Raw genomic sequence first — 21,654 nt, 5'->3', positions numbered from 1 at the left:
CTGGCTTCAGAGCGGCAGTTCGCTGCTCGCATAGAAGGCCGTCAGCACCTTGATCAGATGGCCCAGGTCGTGGCTGCCGGCCAGTTCGCGGATGGAGTGCATGGCGAAGGTGGGCAGGCCGATGTCCACGGTGCGCACCCCCAGCTGCCCGGCGGTGATGGGACCGATGGTGGAACCGCACCCCATGTCGCTACGCACCACGAAGCTTTGTACCGGCACCGCTTCGCGCTGGCAGAGGTCGCGGAAGAAGGCCGCGGTTTCGCTGCTGGTGGCATAGCGCTGGTTGGCGTTCACCTTGATCACCGGGCCGGCGTTCAGTTTCGGGCCATGGTTGCCATCGTGCTTGTCGGCATAGTTGGGGTGCACGCCATGGGCGTTGTCGGCCGAGATCAGCAGCGAGCGCTGCAGGATGCGGGTCAAGGCATCTCCGGCGGGCAACAGGCGCTGCAGCACCTGTTCGAGGAAGGGACCATCGGCGCCACAGCAGGAGGTGGAGCCCACTTCCTCGTGGTCGGTGCAGACCAGCACGGCGTTCTCGTCGCCCTCGTCGGCCAGCAGGGCGGTCAGACCGGCATAGCAGGACAGCAGGTTGTCCAGGCGGGCGGCGGCGATGAAGTCGTCATCCAGCCCGATCAGGGCGGCGGGCTGGACATCGTAGAAGCTCAGTTCGAAATCCAGCACCTCGGCCTCGCCGATGCCATGTTCCTGTTGCAGGCGCGCGGCCAGCAGGGCGCGGAAGTCGCGCCGCTCGCCGGCCGGCACCTGGGCCAGGATCGGCGGCAGCTCGTTCTGGGCATTGATGGCCCAGCCCTGGTTGGCTTCGCGATTGAGGTGGATGGCCAGGTTGGGAATGATCGCCAGCGGCTTGCGGAAGTCGATCAGCCGACTCTGCACCCGGCCCTCGGCGCGATAGGTCACCCGGCCCGCCAGGGACAGGTCGCGGTCGAACCAGGGCGCCATCAGCAGGCCGCCATAGACCTCGACGCCCAGTTGCCAGAAGCCCTGGCGCTGCAGCTCCGGCTGCGGCTTGACCTTGAGACAGGGGCTGTCGGTATGGGCGCCGACCAGGCGCAGGCCGCGCTCCAGTGGTTGGGCACCCAGGCGCACGGCGATCAGCGAGGAGTCATTGCGGGTGACGTAGTAGCGTCCACCCGATTGCACGGACCAGCTTTCACGCTCGTCCAGGCGCTGGTAGCCGGCGGCTTCGAGACGGCGCGCGAGGGTCGCGGTGGCGTGGAAGGGCGTGGGCGAAGTGGAGAGGAAATCGATGAGGCCTTGGATCTGATCGGTACGCATGGACGACTCCGGACGACAAGGCGTCCAGTCTAGGTTCTGGACCGAGGGGAGTCGAGCGTAGCGCCCAGGCCTGGCGGCAGCTCAGGACTCAGCGCCGCCGCAGCACCAGGTGATGGATGTGCCAGTGCTTGGGGCGCCCGACCGCGGTATGGCCGTCCTCTTCCTCTTCCCGCTGCAGCAGGACGTCCCAGTCCCGCAGCAGCTGCTGCAGGTGCGCGGCGTCGACGACCGTCACCCCCTTGCTGGCCCAGCTGTCCCGCTCGCCGAACAGCTGGCCGCAGAACAGGCCACCCGGGCGCACCGCCGCGGTGATCCCGGTCCAGAGCAGCGAGAAGCGCGCTGGCTCGCAAAAGGGCAGGGCGAAGCTGGAATTGACGAGGTCGCAGGGAGGGATTTCGAGCGTTTCGAAGCGTGCCTGGCGGGTTTCCAGGCGTGGCTGCAGCAGGGCCGGCGTGCGCTCGCGCAGGGTGCTCAGCGCCTCGGCCTCGGCATCCACCGCCAGCACCTGCCAGCCGCGTTCCAGCAGGACGAGGGTGTCGCGCCCGGTGCCACAGCCCAGATCCAGTGCCAATCCTGGCGGATCTGAGCGGGATGAGAGTGCCTGCAGCAGGGTCTCGCGCGGACCGCCCGCGGCGGTGGCGGTGTAGTAGGACGTCCAGTGAGACAAGCGGCACTCCTCTGGCTGAGTGCCTCAGTATGCCAGCGCCGAGGGTTAGAAAGGCGCGGGACTGGTAAAGCTCATCCGCTCGCCCGAAAGGGGGTGGGTCAGCCTCAGCAGGCTGGCGTGCAGGCAGAGGCGTGGCTGAGCCGCCAGCGCCTCGCCCTCGGCATAGAGCTGATCGCCCAGCAGCGGATGCCCGATGCTGAGCATATGGACGCGCAGCTGATGGGAGCGGCCGGTAATGGGCGTGAGCTCCACCCGGCTGTAGTGGCCATGGCGCTCCAGCACCTGCCAGAAGGTCAGGGCATGGCGTCCCAGTTCGTGATCCACCACATGGCGCGGCTTGGTCGGCGGGTCGTAGCGCAGCGGCAATTCGATGCGGCCGCTGTTGGCCTCCGGTTCGCCCCAGCAGAGGGCGATGTAGGCCTTTTCCGTTTCGCGATCATGGAATTGCCGGGACAGCTCGCGATGGCTGTCGGCATCCCGCGCCAGCACGATGACGCCGGAGGTCTCCCAGTCCAGACGATGGACGATGCGCGCCTCGGGATAGCCGTTTTCCTGCAGGCGGGTCACCAGGCAGTCGCGGTTGTCTTCGGCGCGACCGGGGACCGACAGCAGCAGGGTGGGCTTGTCGACCACCAGCAGGGCGGCGTCCTGGTGAATGATGCGGATGTTGGAGAGGGGCATGGGCTTCCTGGGGCCTGGCGGCGAATCGCGGCACCGCGCTGGGCAGGTACCGAGGATTCGCCATGGCTTAAACGCCAGCGGCGGCCCTGGGGCCGCCGCTGTCCTGCTGCGCTCGCCTTAGCGGTCGGGCAGGGTGATGTTGAGTTCGAGGATCGAGCAACTGCCCTGGTTCTCCAGTTCGACCTGGATCTGGTCCTGCTCGATGGGCACGTACTTGCGGATCACTTCCAGCAGGTCTTTCTGCAATTGCGGCAGATAGTCCGGCTGCTCGTGGCGACCGCGTTCGTGGGCCACGATGATCTGCAGCCGCTCCTTGGCTATCGAAGCGCTGTTCTGCTTCTTCCGATCGCGAAAGAAGTCGAAGATGTTCATTCGCTACCACCCCCGAACAGACGTTGCAGGAAGCCTTTCTTCTTCACGTCGAGGAAGCGATAGGCCACTTCCTTGCCGAGCAGTCGTTCCACGGTATCACTGTAGGCCTGACCGGCGTCGCTCTGTTCGTCGAGAATTACCGGGATACCCTGATTCGACGCCTTGAGCACCGCCTGGGATTCGGGGATCACGCCGAGCAGACGAATGGACAGGATCTCTTCCACGTCCTCGACGCCGAGCATTTCGCCCTTGGTGACGCGCTCGGGGTTGTAGCGGGTCAGCAACAGGTGTTCCTTGATGGCTTCCTCGCCCTTTTCCGCGCGGCGCGACTTGCTGGCCAGCAGGCCGAGCATGCGGTCGGAGTCGCGGACCGAGGAGACTTCGGGGTTGGTGACGACGATGGCCTCGTCGGCGAAGTACATCGCCAGGTGGGCACCCTTCTCGATGCCGGCCGGGGAGTCGCAGACGATGAACTCGAAGGTCTGCTTGAGTTCGTTGATCACGCGCTCGACGCCGTCCTGGGTCAGGGCGTCCTTGTCACGGGTCTGGCTGGCGGCCAGCACGAACAGGTTTTCGAGGCGCTTGTCCTTGATCAGGGCCTGGCTCAGGGTGGCTTCGTTGTTGATCACGTTGACGAAGTCGTACACCACGCGGCGCTCGCAGCCCATAATCAGGTCGAGGTTACGCAGGCCGACGTCGAAGTCGACGATGACGGTCTTGTGGCCGCGCAGGGCGAGACCGGTACCGATGGCGGCGCTGCTGGTGGTCTTGCCGACGCCGCCCTTGCCGGAGGTGACTACGAGTACTTTGGCCAAACTGATTCACCTTGATCGAAAGGAATAACTGAAGCGACTCGGTGCCCTCGGTGACGAGATTGCAGGCAGTGTCGCGCTTCGTGTTGCCGTTGGCGGCTTAGGCGCCAAGTGCGAAAAATTCGCGGAAGTATCCGTCAAAGACGGGTGATGTTCAACACATCTCCCACCAGGCTGACCTGTACCGGATTGCCCCATTGTGGATGGCGTCGCAGGTCCTCGGCGACCTTGTACTGGCCGGCAATGGAGAGCAGTTCCGCAGTCAGCTGCTGGCAGAAAATCCGCGCTTTAGTATCACCTTTTACCCCGGCCAGCGCTCGGCCGCGCATGGGGCCATAGACATGGATGTTGCCGTCGGCGAGCAATTCGGCGCCCGGACTGACCGGCGCCAGCACCACCAGGTCACCGGCCGGGGCATAGAGCTGCACGCCGCCGCGCACCGGGGCGGTGATGATCTTGGTCGGATTGATCGTCGGTACGGCCGGTTTGGGCGGCTCCGCCGGCTTGACCGGCTCGCGATCGCGCGGTTCGACCTGGCGCTCACGCCCGCCGGAACTGGCTGGCAGGATCGGCAGGTCGTAGTCGTTGGCGGCGGCCAGGTCCCCGCTGCGACTGGCGCGCAGGGCCAGGGTGCGCAGGCCGTGCCGGCGGCAGAGGTCGAGAAGGGCGCCCAGGTCGAGCGGGCCGGCATCCTCGGCGAGCTTGTCGAGGCCCAGTACCAGCGGCGTTTCCTGGAAGAAATTGGGGGCCTGGGCGACCTTCTGGGCCAGTTGCCGGTCCAGGCGCCCCAGGTCATTGCGGAGAAGCTCCAGCACGGTCACGGCGAGCATGTTGCCCTTGAGCTGGAAGACGGAGTCGCTTTCGGAAGGATCGGCTGCGGTCATGGTGGGTACTTGTGCTTGGATGGCGGGACTTATAGCGGGATGCCCCGCGTGTCGCAACCCTCACCGGGTCCGGGGGACCATGACTGTGAAGGCTACGGGAAATCTGCGCGAGCCCTGTAGAATGGCGCGACTTTTTCATGCAGGAGTTCCGATGGAGCGGCCGTCTTTCCGCCTCGCCTTTCTCAATCCACGTTATTGGCCGCTCTGGTTGGGGCTGGGGCTGCTCTGGTTGCTGGTGCAACTGCCCTATGCCGTGCTGCTGCGACTCGGCCAGGGACTCGGCTGGCTCTTCTATCACGTCGCCGGTCAGCGCCGCGCCATCGCCCGCCGCAATCTGGAACTCTGCTTTCCCCAGCTCGACGAGCGGGCGCGCGATCGCCTGCTGCGGCGCAACTTCGCCAGCAGCGCCATGGCCCTGCTGGAGATGGCCATGAGCTGGTGGTGGCCTCGCCAGCGCCTGGCCCGCCTGGCCCATATCGAAGGCATCGAGCATCTGCAGGCCGCGCAGCGCGAAGGTCAGGGGGTGATCCTCATGGCGCTGCATTTCACCACCCTGGAAATCGGCGCGGCGCTGCTCGGGCAGCGGCACACCATCGATGGCATGTACCGCCAGCACAAGAATCCGCTGTTCGACTTCATCCAGCGCCGCGGTCGCGAGCGCCACAATCAGGACGCCACCGCCATTGAGCGCGAGGACGTGCGCACCATGCTCAAGGTACTGCGCGCCGGACGGGCCATCTGGTATGCGCCCGACCAGGACTACGGCGCCAAGCAGAGTCTGTTCGTGCCGCTGTTCGGCATCCAGGCGGCCACGGTGACGGCCACCACCAAGTTCGCCCGGCTGGGGCGGGCACGGGTGCTGCCCTTCACCCAGGAGCGCCTGGCGGACGGTTCGGGCTATCGCCTGGTCGTTCATCCGCCGCTGGCCGACTTCCCCGGCGAGAGCGAGGAAGCCGACTGCCTGCGCATCAATCACTGGGTCGAGCGCTGCGTCAGCGAGCTCCCCGAGCAGTACCTCTGGGCCCATCGGCGGTTCAAGACCCGTCCGCCCGGTGAGCCCAAGCTCTATCCGAAGAAGAAGCGCTAGATGAGTCTGGGCGGCGAGCGGCGCACCGGGCTGATTCTGGCCGGCGGTGGCGCGCGGGCCGCCTATCAGGTCGGGGTGCTGCAGGTGGTGGCCGATACCCTGGCGGTCCGTTCCGACAATCCCTTCCCGATCCTCGTCGGTACCTCGGCGGGCGCGCTCAATGCCGCCGTGCTGGGCTGCGGCGCACTGGATTTCGGCCGTGCGGTGGATCGCCTGGCGGCGGTCTGGTCGAACCTGAAAACGACGATGATCTATCGCAGCGACTGGGCCGGGGCGAGCCGCCAGGCCGCGCGTTTCGGCCTGCAGACGCTGTGCGGCGCCTGGCGCCAGGAACCCCTGGCCCTGCTCGACAACGCGCCCCTGCGGGCGCTGCTCAGCCGCGAGCTGGATTTCTCCGGGATCACCGCGGCCTTGCGCCAACGCGCCCTGCGAGCCGTGGCGGTCACGGCCTTCGGCTATGCCTCGGGCCAGGCGATGACCTTCTACCAGAGTCATGGCGCGCTCGATCCCTGGTTTCGTCATCGGCGCGTCGGGGTGCCGGCACGGCTGGCGGTCGACCATTTGCTGGCCAGCACGGCCATTCCGCTGTTCTTTCCGCCGGTGAAGGTCGGGCGTGAGTACCTGGGCGATGGTTCGGTGCGGCAGACGGCGCCCATCAGTCCGGCGCTGCATCTGGGAGCGGAGCGCATCCTGGTGATCGGACTCGGCGCGCCAGGGGGGCACGAGCACGGCCTGCAGGGCCGACCACCGACGGTGGCGCAGATCGGCGGTCACCTGCTCAACAGCACCTTCGTCGATGCCTTGGACAGCGATACCGAAACCCTGCGCCGCCTCAATCTGCTGAGTAGCGCCCTGCCGGTAGGGGATCCGGTCAGCGGACGCTTCTGCCGCCCTGTGGACATGCTGGTGATCTCGCCCAGCCAGCCGCTGGCGGACATCGCCACCCGGCACCGCAAGCGCCTGCCACCGGCGTTGCGGCAGTTGCTGCGGGGGATCGGGGTGAATCGGCCTTCGGGCAGTGCGCTGCTCAGCTATCTGCTGTTCGAGGCGGCCTACTGCCAGGAACTCATGGCGCTGGGGCGGACCGATGCCCTGGCCCGCCTGCCCGAGTTGCGGGCCTTTCTCACCCGCGCCTAGCCTTATTCGGCGATCTGCAGTTCCCGCGCCTTGGTGTAGAAATAGCGAATCTTCTCGTACTCGAAGGGCGAGTTGAGCTGGCCGTATCTCATGTCGGTCACGTACCTGAGGTTGATGCCGCGCAGCACCATGATCTCCGGATGACGACCGCTTTCGTCGCTGACGTTGAGGAAGTTCACCTGGGCTTCAGCGGCGAAATCCACCGCCAGACCGCCGGTATCGCGCAGGTTGGACGGGCCGAGGACCGGCAGCATCAGGTAGGGGCCATTGCCAACCCCATAGAAGCCCAGGGTCTGGCCAAAGTCTTCCGGCTGCTTGATCAGCCCGACGCGAGTCGCCGGGTCCCACAGGCCGAACACCCCGATGGTGGTGTTGAGCAGCAGGCGGCCGGTGGTGTCCAGGGCGCGGCGGCCCTTGAACTGCAGCACGCTATTGAGCAGGTTGTTGATGTCGCCCAGGTTGCTGAAGAAGTTGCTCACGCCCGAGCGTACGAAGCGCGGGGTGATCCAGCGATAGCCGTTGACCACCGGCAGCAGGACCCACTCGTCCAGCCGATAGTTGAAATGGTAGACGTGGCGATTCCAGGATTCGAAGGGATCGTAGACATCCAGGGCGACCAGGGACGCCCGTTCGAATTCGCGCTGGTCCAGACCCGGGTTGTACTTGAGGGTCGACAGCGGATTGCTGAAGCCATCGGCGCCCACCGGCGCGGCCGGCATGGTGTCCGAGCCGATGGTCAGGGTGGAGGAGGGCGGCGGACTCGATTCGGCGGCGAAGACCGAGGCACTGGCCAGCAGGAGGAGAGCGAGCAGGGACTTAACCACGGGCGAAGAACTCCAGCATGGCGTTCGCGTTGACGCGGTAGTTGAGATTGCCGCAATGGCCGCCGTGGGGATAGACGGTCAAGCGATCGCCAAAGGTCTTGCGCAGGAAACCGAGGTCGCCCGGGCCGAGGATGATGTCGTCGGCATTGTGCATTACGCCGATCTTCGGGCTGCTCTTCAGATAGTCTTCCAGCGCGGTGAGGCTGGACTTGCGCGCCAGATCGTCGAGGTTCTGCCCCTTGAAGTTCTTCTGCCAGAACGGCATTACCTGCTCGGTCATGTAGCAGTCGAAATCGCACTGCAGCGAACGGGCGAAGAAGCGTGTCAGGCTGGTGCCCTCGCTGATGGGGTAGGTCGGCAGGGTGATCAGGCCGCGGCGGTTGATCAGGTCGGACGTGAAGGCGATGTCAGCCGCCGAGAAGCGGAAGGACGAGCCGATCAGCATGGCCAGCTCTTCGTTGCTCAGTCGCTCCGGCGAGCGCTGGAAGTCGCGCACCACGGCGTCGTTGAAGTCGACGTAGCCCTTCTCCTGGAAGTAGCGGGTCAGCTTCGACAGGATCAGCTCGTAGAAGGTGCGGTTGTTGGTGACGCCCTTCACCTCGGTCTGCACCAGGCGATCCAGGTTGCGTACCGAGGTCAGCAGATTGACCGGCGGATTGACCATCAGCACCTTCTTGAAGTTGAAGCTGCGCTGGCTCTCGTCCAGGTAGGAGACGAAGGCGGCGTCCAGGCCGCCCAGGCTGTAGCCGGTCAGGTAGTAGTCGGTGACCGGCAGCTTGGGATGCTGGGCACGCACCGCCTGCATGGCGCGATAGAGATCCTCGGCATCGTGCGGGGTGTAGCCCGGGGTGGCGGTGCGCGACACCGACACCATGAAGTCCCAGCTGGTGGGCGAAGACAGCTGCACCACGTGGTAGCCGGCCGCGTAATACAGCCGCTTGAGGTATTCCTGGGTACTCGAGGAATAGTTGGCCCCGGTGCCGGCGATCAGAAAGATCAGCGGTGCCGGATGGTCCTGGCGGGCAAGACGGTAGTGGAATTTCTTCACCGGCCAGAAGTTGCCGGGCAGCTGATATTCCCGTTCCGGACGCAGGTTGAGGCTGTAGTCATCCTGGTCGATGGTGCTTTCGGGCGGCAGCTCGGGACGGAATTTTTCCGGCGTGGTGACGATGGTGGCTTCGAAAGGATTGACCAGTGGATAGCCATAGGTGGCGGCATCCACTTCGGCGGCCGCGTGCGCGGTACCCCAGAGACCGGAAAACAGCGCGCCCAGCAGGGCGGCGACGCGCAACGAAAGACGCATGGACAGAGTCCTTTCAGAGGGCTTGAGAGCGTAGGTAAGACAACGGCCCGCCAATAGGTTGCATCGGCAGGTGCAGGTTTCTGCGCGGCGTCGATTACAGAGCGGTCGACGGGCTGCGTCAAGCGACATCGCATGTCGTGAAAAGTGCGGCTCTTGTCGCTAACCGGTCGCTATGCGTCGCCCAGACGGTAGTGGCCATCTTGCATTGCCCGAATGATGGCGGTGGGGCAACCGCCCGACTTCCATAGCGAGAGGACTGCTGCATGAGCATGGTGAAGAAACTGTTGGGAATAGGACTCGGTGTCGCGTTGACCTCGGCCATGAGCCTGGCCCAGGCGGCCAAGCCCGAAATCACCATCGGCTACGTCGATGGCTGGGCCGATAGCGTGGCCACCACCCATACCGCAGCTGAAGTGATCCGCCAGAATCTGGGCTACGAGGTCAAGCTCATGCCGGTAGCCGCCGGCATCATGTGGCAGGGCGTGGCGCGCGGCAAGCTCGACGCCATGCTGTCCGCCTGGTTGCCGGTCACCCATGGCGCCTACTACGAGAAGATGAAGGACCAGGTGGTCGATCTGAACGTCAACACCCCCGACGCCAAGATCGGTCTGATCGTGCCGGAGTACGTCAAGGCCAACAGCATCGCCGATCTGCAGGCGCAGAAGGCCGACTTCGGTGGCCGGATCGTCGGTATCGACGCCGGTGCCGGGGTCATGCTCAAGGCCGACCAGGCGATCAAGGACTATGGCCTGGACTACAAGCTGGTGGCCAGTTCGGGCAGCGGCATGATCGCCGAGCTGACCCGGGCCGAGAAGGACCAGAAGCCGGTCGTGGTGACGGGCTGGGTGCCACACTGGATGTTCGCCAAGTGGAAGCTGAAGTTCCTCGAAGATCCCAAGGGCGTATTCGGTGGCTCCGAGCATGTGGACACCGTGGCCAACCCCGCGCTGGAAGCCAAGGCCAAGCCGGTCTGGGATTTCCTGAAGAAGTTCGCCTGGCAGCCGGGTGAGGTGAACGAGGTGATGCTGGCGGTGGAAGAGGGCAAGAAGCCGGAAGAGGCCGCCAAGGCCTGGATCGCCGCCCATCCGGATCGCGTGAAGTCCTGGCTGCCCTGAGGGTTGGCTGAATAGAAAACGGGCCCTGCGGGGCCCGTTTTGCTAGCTGTGCAGCTGCTCGGCCGCGTACAGCGTGTTTTCCAGCAGGCAGGCTCGCGTCATCGGGCCGACGCCACCGGGAACCGGGGTGATCCAGCTGGCGCGCTCGCAGGCACTGTCGAATTCCACGTCGCCCACCAGGCGGCCGTCGGCCTGGCGATTGATGCCCACGTCGATGACGATGGCGCCGGGCTTGATCCATTCACCCTTGACCAGTCCCGGCTTGCCCACGGCGACCACCACCAGATCGGCCTGGCTGACGTGGTGTTCGAGGGAACGGGTGAATCTGTGGGTCACGGTGGAGGTGCAACCGGCCAGCAACAGTTCCAGCGCCATGGGCCGACCGACGATGTTGGAGGCGCCGACCACCACCGCATCCAGCCCATAGAGGTCGACGCCGGTGCTGTGCAGCAGGGTCATGATGCCCTTCGGCGTGCAGGGGCGCAGCTGGGGATTGCGCTGGGCCAGGCGACCCAGGTTGTAGGGATGGAAGCCGTCGACGTCCTTGTCGGTGCGGATGCGTTCCAGCAGTTGGGTGGCATCCAGGTGCGCGGGCAGCGGCAACTGCAGCAGGATGCCGTCGACGCTGGTGTCGTCGTTGAGTCGGTCGATCAGGGCTTCCAGTTCTGCCTGGGTGGTGCTGGCCGGCAGATCATGGGCATAGGAGTCGAAACCGACCTCTTCGCAATCCTTGCGCTTGTGCGCCACATAGACGCTCGAGGCGGGATCGTTGCCGACCAGGATGACGGCGAGACCAGGGGCGCGCAGTCCGGCGCTACGACGTTGAGAGACTCGCTGGGCAATATCCTGGCGCAGGCGGGCGGCAATGGACTTGCCGTCGATCAGTTGGGCGGTCATGGGCGATTTCTGGTGGTGACGGAAAGAGGTCGGCTATTTTCGCATGGACGGGCCCGCTGGCAACAGAGAAGCCTCTGCGGCGGCTAACTCATTCTTCTGCTTAAAAATTTTTAAAAAATTAGTTGACGGCCCGGCGGCAGCTTTATAACATTCGCCCCGCTTGCCGAGCACAGCCCAAGTCACTGACAAGGGCCAGGCAAGAGGCTTCTCACCAAGGAGGTCTCTGCTAGGGCAGCTGCCGTAACAGGCGCCCGTAGCTCAGCTGGATAGAGCATCCGCCTTCTAAGCGGATGGTCGCAGGTTCGAGTCCTGCCGGGCGCGCCATTGGCGGTTCGGCGACGGCAAGCACGTAAGATATGGTGGGCGTAGCTCAGTTGGTAGAGCACAGGATTGTGGCTCCTGGTGTCGTGGGTTCGATTCCCATCGTCCACCCCATATTCAGCGAACGCCAGACCTTGTGTCTGGCGTTCGTCTTTCAAGCGTCTCGCGGACGTGGTGGAATTGGTAGACACACCAGATTTAGGTTCTGGCGCCGCAAGGTGTGAGAGTTCGAGTCTCTCCGTCCGCACCAATCAAGATGCACAGCAGAAGACCGGCCCAGCGCCGGTTTTTTTGTGCCTGGGATTCAGGTGGCGGCCAGCGGGCGTCCAGTGCTGGTACCTGGTCTCAGTGCAGATGCCGTAGCAGCGGCGCACAGAGCGCGACGGCGAACGAGGTGCCGAATACCAAGGCCCTGGTCCACCTCTGCAGGTTGCGCTTGCGATTGCCCGGCGCGGAGGAGACCTCTGCGGTCGCAGGCTGATGATCCGGGCTGTCGAACAGGGTGATCGAGCGGGTCAGTTGGGTGCGCATGATCCGACCTCTTGCCGTCTGCACTTATTGTTATTGACACTTTCAAGACTAATGCGGCGGGCGGGTAATGCAAGATTCGGGCGGATTCGGGGCGAGTGACGGCTGTGCGGTCGAACACCCACCCGGTCAAGGACGGCCTCGCCATTGCTACGGGAGCGGCGGGTCTGGCGACGGACGGTCAGTTGAAGGTCTCGGCCAGCAGGAACAGGGCGCCGCCAATGGCTCCGCCACTGAACAGTACCAGGCTGATCAAGGCGCCCCCGACGACGTGGGCGATGTCGTCACTGATTTCGTATTCCGCTATCATGCTCGGCTCCAGAGGGTGGCTGCCGCTACAGATAGCAGCCGCGCGTTACAGCGCGACGACGGCAGGCGTGCCAGGTTAGCTGGTCGCCCAGTTCAGCCAGAGGGTCTGCTCTTCGCTGAGCTGACCGACCTCGCGCAGCGCCCGTTCGAGGTCTTCCCGGACCCGGCGCTTCAGGTCGGCATTGAGATCGACCTGGGCACTCTCCGCCAGGCGATCGGCGAACGAAAGGTCCGCGCTGAGCTGGCGCAATCGGGGGCCAATGAAATCCTTGTGCTGCATGAGCCGCTCCTGTCTCCTGATACCGCCGAGTGTGGCATGCGCCGCCTTTGACTGAACACAGGCTGGAAAAATATTGTCTGACTTGATTGGTTAAAAGTCGGACTTTCGGCAGCTCATGTCGTTTTCAGGTCCGAGCTGTCAGCTTTTTCATAGGGAAGAAAAAATCATGAGCGGGACTTCAACTCACAAGTTGCTGGTGTTGACCGCAGGTTTCGGCCTGCTGGTAGTGGCTGCAGTGGCCACCACTCACCGTAGCGATTCCACCAGCAGCGAGCCGGCCGTGGTGGCGACCACCACGCCTCCGGTAGCGGCCCATGCACCCACCACGGGGACCCACCCGGTCGCGGACGAACACAAGCAGGATCTCGAGAGCTTCCTGGCGCAGGCGAGCCTGGCGCCCTGCGGCACCGTCATGCCGGCGACCGTTACCGATCCCGCCTGCCGCGCCGCGATCGAGGCCCATGCCCGGCACGCCGGCTATGGCGACGAAGAGGTAGCGGCCTATCTGAATGCCCACCAGAGCCGGTGACCCGGGAATTTAGTGTTATCGGTTATAAGCAAAGACCCTTTCAATATAGGTGGGTATAACCTGAGTGGTTATCCTGTGCGGCCGCAAGATGAGCCGACAACGGCAATTGGGGCTGTAATGGAAGTAGGGGCGTTGGGCTTCGTGATCGCGGGGCTGGTGGTTGGCTTCATCGTTGGCATGACGGGCGTGGGTGGTGGCTCGCTGATGACCCCCATCCTGCTCTGGTTCGGGATCAACCCCGCGGCAGCGGTAGGCACCGATCTGCTCTATGCCGCCATCACCAAGGCGGGCGGCGTCTTCGTCCACCAGCGCAACCGCAACATCGACTGGACGGTGACCGGCTGGCTGGCCGCCGGCAGCGTACCCACCGCCGCCCTGACGCTACTCGCCCTGGCCCTGCTGCCCGGTGATCAGCACGCTACCAATGCCCTCATCAAGCATGCCCTGGGCATCGTGCTGCTTTTGACGGCCCTGGCCATTCTCTTCAAAAAGCAGATCTTCGCCTTTGCCAACCGCCATGCCAGCGACAGATTCCACCTGAGTGCCCGGCGGCTCAATGCCCTGACGGTACTTACCGGCGCAGTGCTGGGCTTTATGGTGACCCTGACTTCCATCGGCGCTGGGGCCCTGGGCACGGTGGCGCTGTTCCTGCTCTATCCGCTGATGGCGACCCGGCGCCTGGTCGGCACCGAGATCGCCCATGCGGTACCCCTGACGCTAGTGGCGGGACTCGGTCACGCGGGGCTGGGCAATCTGGATTGGCATGTCCTGGGCTTTCTGCTGCTGGGTTCCTTGCCGGGGATCTTCCTGGGCAGCCATCTCTCCGGACGCGTACCGGATGGCGTGCTGCGGCCCTGTCTGGCGGTCATGCTGCTGGTCATAGGCGCCAAGCTGGTGGTCTGAACGTCGGAGGGAAACTTGAGGGCGTTCATCGGACGACTACTGGCAATCCGCCAGGAGCAAACATCTCTAGGATAGGCGGTACTCAATTTGTTATCGCGATTGCCGATAACCTGTTCGCCGAGTTCTCTCCTGGAGCTGCCCATGTTTTCCGCCTCTGCCGAATCCGCCGCTGTCGACGATGCCTCCACCTATCACGCCCTGCGCCAGGCGCTGGACCGCTCCCTGGCGGTGATCGAATTCGATCTGCAGGGCACGATCCTTCATGCCAACGACAACTTCCTGCAGACCTTCGGCTATCGCCTCGACGAGATCAGCGGGCGGCAGCACCGCCTGTTCTGCCCGCCCGGGGTGGCGGAGAGCGAGGACTATCAGGACTTCTGGGCGGCGTTGGCGCGCGGCGAGTTCCACAGCGGTGTCTATCGCCGCAAGCACAAGGACGGCAGTCTGAGGTGGATTCGCGCCACCTACAATCCGTTGCTGGATGCGCAGGGGCGCCCGCAGCGCATCATCAAGTTCGCCACCGACATCACCGAGACGCGGCTGCAGGCGGTCGAGTACGAAGGCAAGATCGAAGCCATCCATCGCTCCCAGGCGGTGATCGAATTCGATCTGCAGGGCAACGTGCTCTGGGCCAACGACAACTTCCTTGGCATGACCGGCTACGCGCTGGACGAGTTGCGCGGGCGTCATCACAGCCTGATGTGCCCGGCCGAATACGCGCGTTCGGCGGAGTACGCCCTGCTGTGGAATCGCCTGGGGCAGGGTGTCTTCGACACCGGGGTCTACAAGCGCATCCGCCGCGATGGGCGGCCGATCTGGATCCAGGCCACCTACAACCCCATCCTCGACAGCGAAGGTCGACCCTACAAGGTGGTGAAGTTCGCCATCGATGTGACCGATGCGCAACTGCAGGCCGCCGAGTTCGCAGGCAAGATGGCCGCCATCGACCGTGCCCAGGCGGTGATCGAATTCGATCTGCACGGCAACATCCTGACGGCCAACGAGAACTTCCTGTCGGCTCTGGGTTACAGCCTGGACGAGGTGTGTGGCAAGCATCACCGGATCTTCTGCGAACCCGAGCTTGCCCGTTCGCCGGGCTATCGGCTGTTCTGGGAAAAGCTCGGCCGCGGCGATTTCGATGCCGGGCTGTACAAGAGACGCGCCAGCGACGGCCGCCAGGTGTGGATCCAGGCCACCTACAACCCCATCCTCGATGCCGAGGGCAAGCCGTACAAGGTGGTCAAGTTCGCCAGCGACGTCACCGAGAGTCAGCTGCGCAACAGCGACTACGAAGGCAAGGTGGCGGCCATCGACCGCTCCCAGGCCATCGCCGAATTCTCCCTCGACGGCACGGTGCTCACCGCCAACCGCAACTTCCTGCTGGCCCTGGGTTACAAGGCCGACGAAGTGGTGGGCAAGCATCACCGCATCTTCTGTCCCGACGACTATGCCCGCTCGGCGGAGTACCGGTTGTTCTGGGATAAATTGGCGCGGGGCGAATTCGACGCCGGGGTGTACAAGAGACGCAACAGCCGAGGCGAGGAGATCTGGATCCAGGCCACCTACAACCCGATCTTCGACGCCGACGGCAAGCCGTGCAAGGTGGTGAAGTTCGCCGTGGACATCACCGAAAGCCAGATTCGCAACAGCGACTATGCGGGCAAGGTGGCGGCCGTCGACCGCGGCCAGGCGGTGATCGAATTCGATCTGACCGGCAAGATCCTCGAAGCCAACCGCAACTTCCTGGCGACCCTGGGCTATCGCCTGGAGGAGATCCGCGGCCAGCATCACCGCATCTTCTGCGAGGGGGAGCACGTCGCCTCCGGCGAGTACCGCGAGTTCTGGGCGCGGCTGGCCCAGGGCGAGGTGTTTGGCGGGCGCTTCATGCGGCTGAGCAAGTTCGGCCAGCGGATCTGGATCCAGGCCACCTACAACCCCATCTTCGACGCCGATGGCCAGGTGCACAAGGTGGTGAAGTTCGCCACCGACATCACCCGCCAGGTGGAGATGGAACAGCACGTGCGGCAGAAGATCGAGCAGATGAATCTTTCGCTGCACGCCCTGACCCGCTCCATCAACCAGATCGCCGAGACCACCGACGACGCCAACCGCATGGCCCGACGCACCCTGGAAGAAGCCGAGCGTGGTTCCCTGACCCTGACCCGCTCGCTGGACGCCATGGAGGCCATCGGCACCACGGCCGGAGGCATCCAGGACATCGTCCAGGTGATCAGCGACATCGCCAATCAGACCAACATGCTGGCCTTCAACGCCGCCATCGAGGCGGCCCGCGCCGGCGAGCACGGCCTGGGCTTCTCGGTCGTGGCCGATGAGGTCCGCAAGCTGGCCGAGAAGTCGTCCCAGGCGACCAAGGAGATCAACAAGCTGATCCTGGAGTCGGTCAAGAGCATCGCCCAGGGCAGTGAGATCTCGCGCAGCGTGGGCGAGGCCTTCGGCCTGATCGCCGAAGGGGTGGGCAAGACCCAGCAGTCCATCGAGGCCATCAACGGCTCCACCGCGGCCCAGCTCGACGATGCGGCGCGGGTCAATCAGCTGATCCAGGAGCTGGACGCGGCCACCAGCCTCCCGCCGGTGATCGGGGGAGGACGGCCGTGACCCAGGGTGTGGTGCGGATCGGCGAACTGGAAGTCGCCCTGTCCGCCCAGGCCCTGGAACGCGTGGTGCCTTGGCCGGAGCGCCTGGCGCCTCATCCGAGTCCGGTGCCCTGGTTGCTGGGCCTCTTCGAGCTGGGCGGCCAGCCGCTGCCGCTGGTGGACGGCCATTGCCTGCTGGGGCTGCCGGCGGTCGAGCACGAGCGCCGGATCGCCGTGATCCGTCATGGGGGTGGACGCTTCGGCCTGGCCATCGATGGGGTGGTGGACATCCTCAAGCTGGCGGATGACGCCATCGTGCAATTGCAGGGGGCGCCCGGGCGCCTGCTGGGACAGGTGCATCTGCAGGCGGAGACCGGCCGGCTGGTGCATCTGCTGGACCTGTCGGCGCTGGCCGCCTTGCCGGGCTTCGAGGTCAGTGTCGACAGGCCGCCGGCGCTACAGCGGCAGGCTGCCATTGGCACGGAAGCGGAGCGGCTCTATCTGCTGTTCGAGTGCGATGGGCGGCGCCTGTGCCTGGATGCGGCGGTGGTCCAGGAGCTGGTGGATCGACCGCAGCTGACGCCCAGCGAATTCGCCAGCGACAGCTGTCGCTACCAGGTGCAGCTCAGAGGCCAGGTCTTGCCGGTGCTGGAGCTGTCCGAGCTGCTGGGCCTGGCCACGCCCGCCCAGGGTCACCATGAGCAGCTGCTGGTGCTAGCGGCGGGCGATCAGGGCCAGTACCGGGTCGCCTTCGGCTTCCAGCGGCTGCTCGGCATGTGGCGGCGGGATCCGGCGCAGTGCGCGCCGTTGCTTGGCTTCGGGCTGGAGCAGCCCGGGCTGTTGCGCGGGGTGTTCAACGCCGCGGAGGGCGAGGCGGCCATCGTGATCGATCACCTGGCCCTGGGGTGCCAGGAGGCGGCGGTGGCCTATGCGCGGATCTATCGCACCGATCGCGACCTGCTGCGCGAAGAGCGTCGTCAGGTCCGCCGCCAGCCGTGCCTGACCTTTCTCGCCGAATTGCTGTTCGCCGTCCCGCTGAAGCAGGTGGCGGAGGTCTTGCCGCTGCCGGCGCACTACCTGCGCCTCGGCCAGCGGGATCCGCGGTTGCTGGGATTGATGGAGGTCCGCGGCCAGCAGATCACCCTGGTCTGCCTGCGGACCCTGGCCGGCGCGACAGCGGTCGAGTCCGGTCCCGGCGATCAGGTGATCGTGGTGGAAGGGCAACGCCAGCGCCTGGGTTTCGTGGTGCAGCGGGTCGAGGCCATCGAGGCCTTTACCGAGTTGCGCGCCGATGCCCTGGCGCGCAGCTGGCAGTGGCCAGGGGAGGGTGGGGCAATACCGGCGCAGCGGGCGCAGAGCTGGGTGGGCGTAGGATCCGCGGGCAACAGTCGCCAGGCAACCCTGATCGACCTCGGGGCGCTGGTGAAACGTCTGGAAGGGCAGGCCCGGCAGACCCTTCCGGAGCGCGTGGCTGCGACAGTTTGACGATACCGCTCGTCGCTTCGTCGAACGGTCGGGTAACGGATTACCCGGGGCTTTGTCAGCCACCGCAAGCGTCCCTCAGCAAAGCGGTACCGGCAGGCTAGAGCGAGTGGTGTTTGCCGGAGGTCGCCAGACGGGGCGCGCTACCCGCGCCGCCGCTGCCGGAGCCGGGTGCAGGCGTTCATCAGCGAGTTGTCAAGAAATTCCGCGGCGCGTCGAACCAGAGGAAGACACAACTTTCCTGGGTGATCCCATGTTCAACTCCGCACTCAAACGCCGCATCGCCGATCTCGAAGCCGAACTGTCCGAACACCGCCAGGTCAGCGCGGCCTTCCATCAGGATTCGCTGCATCTGCTGCTGGACGCCCAGGGCCGGATCGAGGATTTCAACGAGAACTTCGCGCTCTGCCTGGGCTACGCGCCCGGCAGCCTGACCGGGCGGAATCTGGATGAGATCATTCCGGACTACGTGAAGAAGCTGGTCTGCTACGGCGATCTGAAGCGCAGCTTCAGCGAAGGCCACCAGGCCAGTGGCATCTATCGATTGTTGCGCGGCACGGGCGGGGTGGCCTGGCTCTATGCGATCTGGACGCCGGTGCGTGACAGCCAGGGCCAGGTCAAGCAGATCCGCTGCTATGCCTACGACCGGACCGAGCAGGTGGAAGTCTCCACCGAGCACTCGGGCATCATCAATGCGCTGCTGCGCTCCACCGCGGTGATCGAATTCAATCTGTCCGGCGAGGTGCTCACCGCCAACGAACGCTTCCTGCAGGGCATGGGCTATTCGCTGGCGCAGATCGTCGGCAAGCACCATCGGATGTTCTGCAGCCGTGAAGAGGCCGAATCGGCCGACTATCGCGCCTTCTGGGAGCGGCTCAACCGGGGTGACTACGTGGCCAGTCGCTTCAAGCGCATCGACAGCCATGGCCGCACGGTCTGGCTGGAAGCCTCCTACAACCCGGTGCTCAACACCCGCGGCGAGCTGTACAAGGTCATCAAGTTCGCCACCGTCATCACCGAACAGGTGGAGCAGGAGCTGGCGGTGGCCGAAGCCGCGCGGGTCGCCTTCGACATTTCCCAGACCACCGACGAAAGCGCCCGTCAGGGTGCGGCCGTGGTGCAGGACACGGTGGCGGTGATGACCCGCATCGCCGACGAGATCCAGGTCGCTGCCAACGGCATCGAGGACCTCGGCAAGCAGTCGCTGGTGATCAGCGCCATCGTCAAGACCATCAGCGGCATCGCCGAGCAGACCAATCTGCTGGCGCTCAACGCCGCCATCGAAGCCGCCCGGGCGGGCGAGCAGGGCCGGGGTTTCGCCGTGGTGGCGGACGAGGTCCGGCAACTGGCCGGGCGCACCAGCAAAGCCACCGAAGAGATCGTCGGGGTGGTGCAGCAGAATCAGCAACTGGCGCAGACCGCTGTCAGCAATATGGCCGCCAGCCGCCAGCAGGCGGAGCAGGGGCTGCATCTGGCGAGCAACGCCGGGGTGCGTATCACCGAGATCCAGGACGGCGCCCGCCAGGTGGTGGGCGCGGTCAGCCAGTTCGCCCGGCGGCTGAGTTAGGACTGTTCGTCCCAGCCAGGCGCGCTGTACCACGCATAACCGGTCGCATCGAGTTCCAGCCAGCGACCCTGGTGGATGACCATCCGGGTCGCCACCTCCAGGCTGGCCAGGCCGGTCGCCACCAGCAGGCTGCGGATCAGGGCGCCATGGGCCACCAGTAGCGTGGGACCCTGGAGTTCTTCCAGCAGCGGGCGCACCCGCTCGGCGGCATCGGCATAGCTTTCGCCACCGGGTACCCGAAAGGTATAGGGCTCGACGACGCGTCGGGCGTGCTGCTCCGGATAGCGCTGGGCGATGGTCGGCATGTCCAGTCCCTCCCAGTCACCAAAGGCCTTTTCCGCCAGGCGCGCATCGCGGGCCAGGCTTCTCGGCGTGCCCGGCAGCTGCGCCAGGATCAGATCGAGCGTCGCGCTGGCGCGTTGCAGCGGACTGCTCAGGCAGGCGAAGCGAGAGATGTCGAGGCGGTCACGCAGGGCCAGGCCCACGGCTTCGGCCTGGGCACGGCCGCGCGCGTTGAGCGGTATGTCCTGGCGACCCTGGAGGCGACCGCTGGCGTTCCAGTCGGTTTCGCCGTGACGGATCACCAGCAGGGGAGAGGGGAAGGGCAAGGGCATCAATCCAGAGCAGTGGGTAGGGTAAGGAGAAATCTCAGGTGGCCGGCTTCCAGGCGCGCGACCAGACTGCCGCCATGGCCGCGGGCGATTTCCTGGGCGAGATAGAGGCCCAGGTCCAGGCGGGCGGGCTGCTCGGAATCGGCCTGGGTCAGCAGCGGCTGGAACACCTGATTCAGGGTAGCGGGATCCACCACGGCGGTGCGGCTTTCCACGGCGAGGCGATAGCAGCGTTCGTCGAGCACGCCGCGCAGCAGCAGGGTGCCACCAGCAGGGTTGCGCGATGCGGTCCACTCCAGCAGCGCCTCCACCGCCTGCAACAGGCGCGGCAGGTCGAGGCGCAGGGCGGCGGGTAGCTCCGGCAACTCGCTGCCCAGGGTCTGGTCGGGGAAACGCGTCCGCAGCCTGGCGAGCAGGTCCAGGAGCCGTTCATTGGCGCCTGCCACCAGGGTCGGTTTCAGGGGCAGGCCATGGCCCAGGCGTACGCGCACGAAGTCGGCGGCCGCAGCGCTGCGCTCGGCCAGGCGCCGAACCTCGGCTTGCCAGCGCTGCGCCTGGGCGGCAGCCAAGGGCGCGTCCTTGGCCAGCGCCTGCAGCGGACGCTGCAGATCCTCTTCCAGCAGCACCAGGAGCTGTTCGCGCAACGGCGTGAGATCGAGGTCGCCACGCGGGCCAGGACTTTCTGCGCGACGCTGTTCTTCGCGGGCGAGGAGTTCGCCCAGCAGGCGGGCAAAGCCGTCCAGGGTAGCGATCACCGGGCGCTGCTCCAGCAGCGGTGCGGGTTGGGGATCAAAGGCGCACAGCGTGCCGAAGAAGGTGCCATTGGGTCGAAACACCGGAACCGACAGGTAGCTCTTCCAGCCATAGAGGCCGGGCGCCGGGTGATCACAGTAGGTGGGGTTCTGGGTCACGTCGCTGATGATCACGGCGTCGTGGGAGGAGCGCACGTGGTTGCAGAGGGTGGATTCGAGGTCCAGTTCGGCGCCGGGTTGCAGGCCGAAGGCGATGCGATCTTCCACCGCGCAGGCGATCCAGCGCTGCTCGGTGACCTCGGCGACGGTGGCGACCCCAAGGCCGCTGACATCACAGACGACGCGCAGGAGCGCCGCGACGGAATCCAGGGACGCCAGCAGCTCGATGCTTTCGACGGTGCTGGAGAGTTGGCTGGGCATGACGCTGTAGTTCTCTGACGGACACGGCCTGAACGCTAGGCCAAGAGACGCCGGACGGCAACCATCAGCTACGCCTCGTTGCGCGTGTTCCAGGCCGGGACTAGCCGATCAGGTCGGTCGCGTAGGCCAGTACCGTGAGGCAAAGCAGTAGCAGCAGCAGATTGGCCGGGGTGATGCTTTTCATCGGTGGGATCCTCTCACGCAAGGGGTTTGCCTTGTCCAGGTACACCTGGAAACGCCACGTCGGCGCTGGGGATCGCTAGGGGTGGAGCGGGTAGGTTCA

At 65.3% G+C, this 21,654-nt stretch carries 22 protein-coding genes, 3 tRNA genes and 2 pseudogenes; 13 read left to right on the top strand and 14 right to left on the bottom strand.

All coding sequences use genetic code 11. The features are described 5' to 3' along the window. Nucleotides 1-6 precede the first annotated feature (6 nt). The 6 genes from GSQ95_RS04555 to minC all read right to left on the bottom strand — a co-directional run bounded on the left by GSQ95_RS04555 (nucleotide 7) and on the right by minC (nucleotide 4,712). Nucleotides 7-1,296, bottom strand: a complete 1,290-nt coding sequence (locus GSQ95_RS04555) for a M18 family aminopeptidase (RefSeq protein WP_158891143.1) — start codon at nucleotides 1,294-1,296, stop codon at nucleotides 7-9. A gap of 88 nt (nucleotides 1,297-1,384) precedes the next feature. Then, nucleotides 1,385-1,963 (bottom strand): trans-aconitate 2-methyltransferase, encoded by a 579-nt coding sequence (locus tag GSQ95_RS04550; protein ID WP_158891141.1) that lies wholly within the window; start codon nucleotides 1,961-1,963, stop codon nucleotides 1,385-1,387. Nucleotides 1,964-2,008: 45 nt separating this feature from the next. Then, nucleotides 2,009-2,644 carry an RluA family pseudouridine synthase gene (locus GSQ95_RS04545; RefSeq protein ID WP_158891139.1) on the bottom strand — a complete coding sequence of 212 codons (636 nt, stop codon included), beginning with the start codon at nucleotides 2,642-2,644 and terminating at the stop codon, nucleotides 2,009-2,011. 117 nt (nucleotides 2,645-2,761) lie between these two features. Then, entirely contained in the window at nucleotides 2,762-3,016 is a 255-nt protein-coding gene (gene minE / locus GSQ95_RS04540; protein ID WP_017642793.1) for a cell division topological specificity factor MinE, read from the bottom strand. After that, the gene (minD, locus tag GSQ95_RS04535; protein ID WP_158891137.1) at nucleotides 3,013-3,831 is read right to left on the bottom strand and encodes a septum site-determining protein MinD; all 819 of its coding nucleotides are present in this window, start codon (nucleotides 3,829-3,831) and stop codon (nucleotides 3,013-3,015) included. Before minD ends, minE begins: the two co-directional genes overlap by 4 nt. 134 nt (nucleotides 3,832-3,965) lie before the next feature. After that, nucleotides 3,966-4,712, bottom strand: a complete 747-nt coding sequence (minC, locus tag GSQ95_RS04530) for a septum site-determining protein MinC (protein ID WP_158891135.1) — start codon at nucleotides 4,710-4,712, stop codon at nucleotides 3,966-3,968. A 151-nt stretch (nucleotides 4,713-4,863) separates the two neighbouring features. On the opposite strand from minC, the gene GSQ95_RS04525 reads away from it, so the two are divergent. Next, nucleotides 4,864-5,799: a lipid A biosynthesis lauroyl acyltransferase gene (locus GSQ95_RS04525; protein WP_158891133.1), complete on the top strand. Its 936-nt coding sequence runs from the start codon at nucleotides 4,864-4,866 to the stop codon at nucleotides 5,797-5,799. Beyond that, a complete protein-coding gene (locus GSQ95_RS04520; protein WP_158891131.1) occupies nucleotides 5,800-6,936 on the top strand; it encodes a patatin-like phospholipase family protein in 1,137 nt (378 codons plus the stop codon). A gap of 2 nt (nucleotides 6,937-6,938) precedes the next feature. Here the strand turns inward: GSQ95_RS04520 and GSQ95_RS04515 are convergent, their stop codons facing one another. Together GSQ95_RS04515 and GSQ95_RS04510 are read right to left on the bottom strand one after the other, a co-directional pair. Next, complete coding sequence (locus tag GSQ95_RS04515; protein ID WP_256664479.1) at nucleotides 6,939-7,655, bottom strand: VacJ family lipoprotein; 717 nt, start codon at nucleotides 7,653-7,655, stop codon at nucleotides 6,939-6,941. Between the two features lie 97 nt (nucleotides 7,656-7,752). Then, nucleotides 7,753-9,063, bottom strand: a complete 1,311-nt coding sequence (locus GSQ95_RS04510) for a serine/threonine protein kinase (protein WP_158891127.1) — start codon at nucleotides 9,061-9,063, stop codon at nucleotides 7,753-7,755. A 269-nt stretch (nucleotides 9,064-9,332) separates the two neighbouring features. Between GSQ95_RS04510 and GSQ95_RS04505 the strand changes: the two genes are divergently transcribed. Next, the gene (locus GSQ95_RS04505; protein ID WP_371099721.1) at nucleotides 9,333-10,178 is read left to right on the top strand and encodes a glycine betaine ABC transporter substrate-binding protein; all 846 of its coding nucleotides are present in this window, start codon (nucleotides 9,333-9,335) and stop codon (nucleotides 10,176-10,178) included. Between the two features lie 42 nt (nucleotides 10,179-10,220). Here the strand turns inward: GSQ95_RS04505 and folD are convergent, their stop codons facing one another. Beyond that, nucleotides 10,221-11,075: a bifunctional methylenetetrahydrofolate dehydrogenase/methenyltetrahydrofolate cyclohydrolase FolD gene (gene folD / locus GSQ95_RS04500; RefSeq protein ID WP_158891125.1), complete on the bottom strand. Its 855-nt coding sequence runs from the start codon at nucleotides 11,073-11,075 to the stop codon at nucleotides 10,221-10,223. Between the two features lie 247 nt (nucleotides 11,076-11,322). Between folD and GSQ95_RS04495 the strand changes: the two genes are divergently transcribed. The 3 genes from GSQ95_RS04495 (at nucleotide 11,323) to GSQ95_RS04485 (ending at nucleotide 11,646) form a co-directional block, all read left to right on the top strand. Then, nucleotides 11,323-11,399 (top strand) — tRNA-Arg (locus tag GSQ95_RS04495). Between the two features lie 35 nt (nucleotides 11,400-11,434). Continuing rightward, a tRNA-His gene (locus GSQ95_RS04490) sits at nucleotides 11,435-11,510 on the top strand. A 51-nt stretch (nucleotides 11,511-11,561) separates the two neighbouring features. Further along, nucleotides 11,562-11,646 (top strand) — tRNA-Leu (locus GSQ95_RS04485). Between the two features lie 95 nt (nucleotides 11,647-11,741). Here the strand turns inward: GSQ95_RS04485 and GSQ95_RS04480 are convergent. The 3 genes from GSQ95_RS04480 to GSQ95_RS04475 all read right to left on the bottom strand — a co-directional run bounded on the left by GSQ95_RS04480 (nucleotide 11,742) and on the right by GSQ95_RS04475 (nucleotide 12,513). Further along, nucleotides 11,742-11,927 carry a hypothetical protein gene (locus GSQ95_RS04480; RefSeq protein WP_158891123.1) on the bottom strand — a complete coding sequence of 62 codons (186 nt, stop codon included), beginning with the start codon at nucleotides 11,925-11,927 and terminating at the stop codon, nucleotides 11,742-11,744. A 178-nt stretch (nucleotides 11,928-12,105) separates the two neighbouring features. Further along, nucleotides 12,106-12,234, bottom strand: a complete 129-nt coding sequence (locus GSQ95_RS26410) for a hypothetical protein (protein ID WP_256664475.1) — start codon at nucleotides 12,232-12,234, stop codon at nucleotides 12,106-12,108. Nucleotides 12,235-12,309: 75 nt separating this feature from the next. Then, entirely contained in the window at nucleotides 12,310-12,513 is a 204-nt protein-coding gene (locus GSQ95_RS04475; protein WP_158891121.1) for a hypothetical protein, read from the bottom strand. Between the two features lie 166 nt (nucleotides 12,514-12,679). Here GSQ95_RS04475 and GSQ95_RS04470 point away from each other — a divergent pair, with 166 nt between their 5' ends. From GSQ95_RS04470 to GSQ95_RS27045, 7 genes and pseudogenes are all read left to right on the top strand, one after another. Beyond that, complete coding sequence (locus tag GSQ95_RS04470) at nucleotides 12,680-13,042, top strand: hypothetical protein (protein ID WP_158891119.1); 363 nt, start codon at nucleotides 12,680-12,682, stop codon at nucleotides 13,040-13,042. A gap of 117 nt (nucleotides 13,043-13,159) precedes the next feature. Beyond that, nucleotides 13,160-13,945, top strand: coding sequence for a sulfite exporter TauE/SafE family protein (locus GSQ95_RS04465; protein WP_158891117.1), 786 nt, complete (start codon nucleotides 13,160-13,162; stop codon nucleotides 13,943-13,945). 141 nt (nucleotides 13,946-14,086) lie between these two features. Then, nucleotides 14,087-15,949, top strand: a pseudogene (locus tag GSQ95_RS04460) (PAS domain S-box protein); the annotation flags it as partial. Nucleotides 15,950-15,952: 3 nt separating this feature from the next. Next, nucleotides 15,953-16,561 (top strand): methyl-accepting chemotaxis protein, encoded by a 609-nt coding sequence (locus tag GSQ95_RS27055; protein WP_372240045.1) that lies wholly within the window; start codon nucleotides 15,953-15,955, stop codon nucleotides 16,559-16,561. Next, nucleotides 16,558-18,024 carry a chemotaxis protein CheW gene (locus GSQ95_RS04455; RefSeq protein WP_256664474.1) on the top strand — a complete coding sequence of 489 codons (1,467 nt, stop codon included), beginning with the start codon at nucleotides 16,558-16,560 and terminating at the stop codon, nucleotides 18,022-18,024. Before GSQ95_RS27055 ends, GSQ95_RS04455 begins: the two co-directional genes overlap by 4 nt. Nucleotides 18,025-18,274: 250 nt before the next feature. After that, nucleotides 18,275-19,045: pseudogene (locus tag GSQ95_RS27050) on the top strand (PAS domain-containing protein); the annotation flags it as partial. Further along, entirely contained in the window at nucleotides 19,046-19,588 is a 543-nt protein-coding gene (locus tag GSQ95_RS27045; RefSeq protein WP_256664477.1) for a methyl-accepting chemotaxis protein, read from the top strand. Here GSQ95_RS27045 and GSQ95_RS04445 read toward each other — a convergent pair. Together GSQ95_RS04445 and GSQ95_RS04440 are read right to left on the bottom strand one after the other, a co-directional pair. Beyond that, entirely contained in the window at nucleotides 19,585-20,196 is a 612-nt protein-coding gene (locus tag GSQ95_RS04445) for a histidine phosphatase family protein (protein ID WP_178118382.1), read from the bottom strand. The genes GSQ95_RS27045 and GSQ95_RS04445 overlap by 4 nt on opposite strands. Before the next feature lie 5 nt (nucleotides 20,197-20,201). After that, nucleotides 20,202-21,371 carry a GAF domain-containing protein gene (locus GSQ95_RS04440; RefSeq protein WP_158891108.1) on the bottom strand — a complete coding sequence of 390 codons (1,170 nt, stop codon included), beginning with the start codon at nucleotides 21,369-21,371 and terminating at the stop codon, nucleotides 20,202-20,204. Nucleotides 21,372-21,654 lie beyond the last annotated feature (283 nt).

It is taken from the genome of Pseudomonas sp. BAV 4579 (assembly GCF_009765395.1).
GTDB classification, from domain to species: domain Bacteria; phylum Pseudomonadota; class Gammaproteobacteria; order Pseudomonadales; family Pseudomonadaceae; genus Chryseomonas; species Chryseomonas aestiva.
Note: the sequence above shows the minus strand (reverse complement) of the source record. Positions and strands in the feature narration are given on the sequence as shown.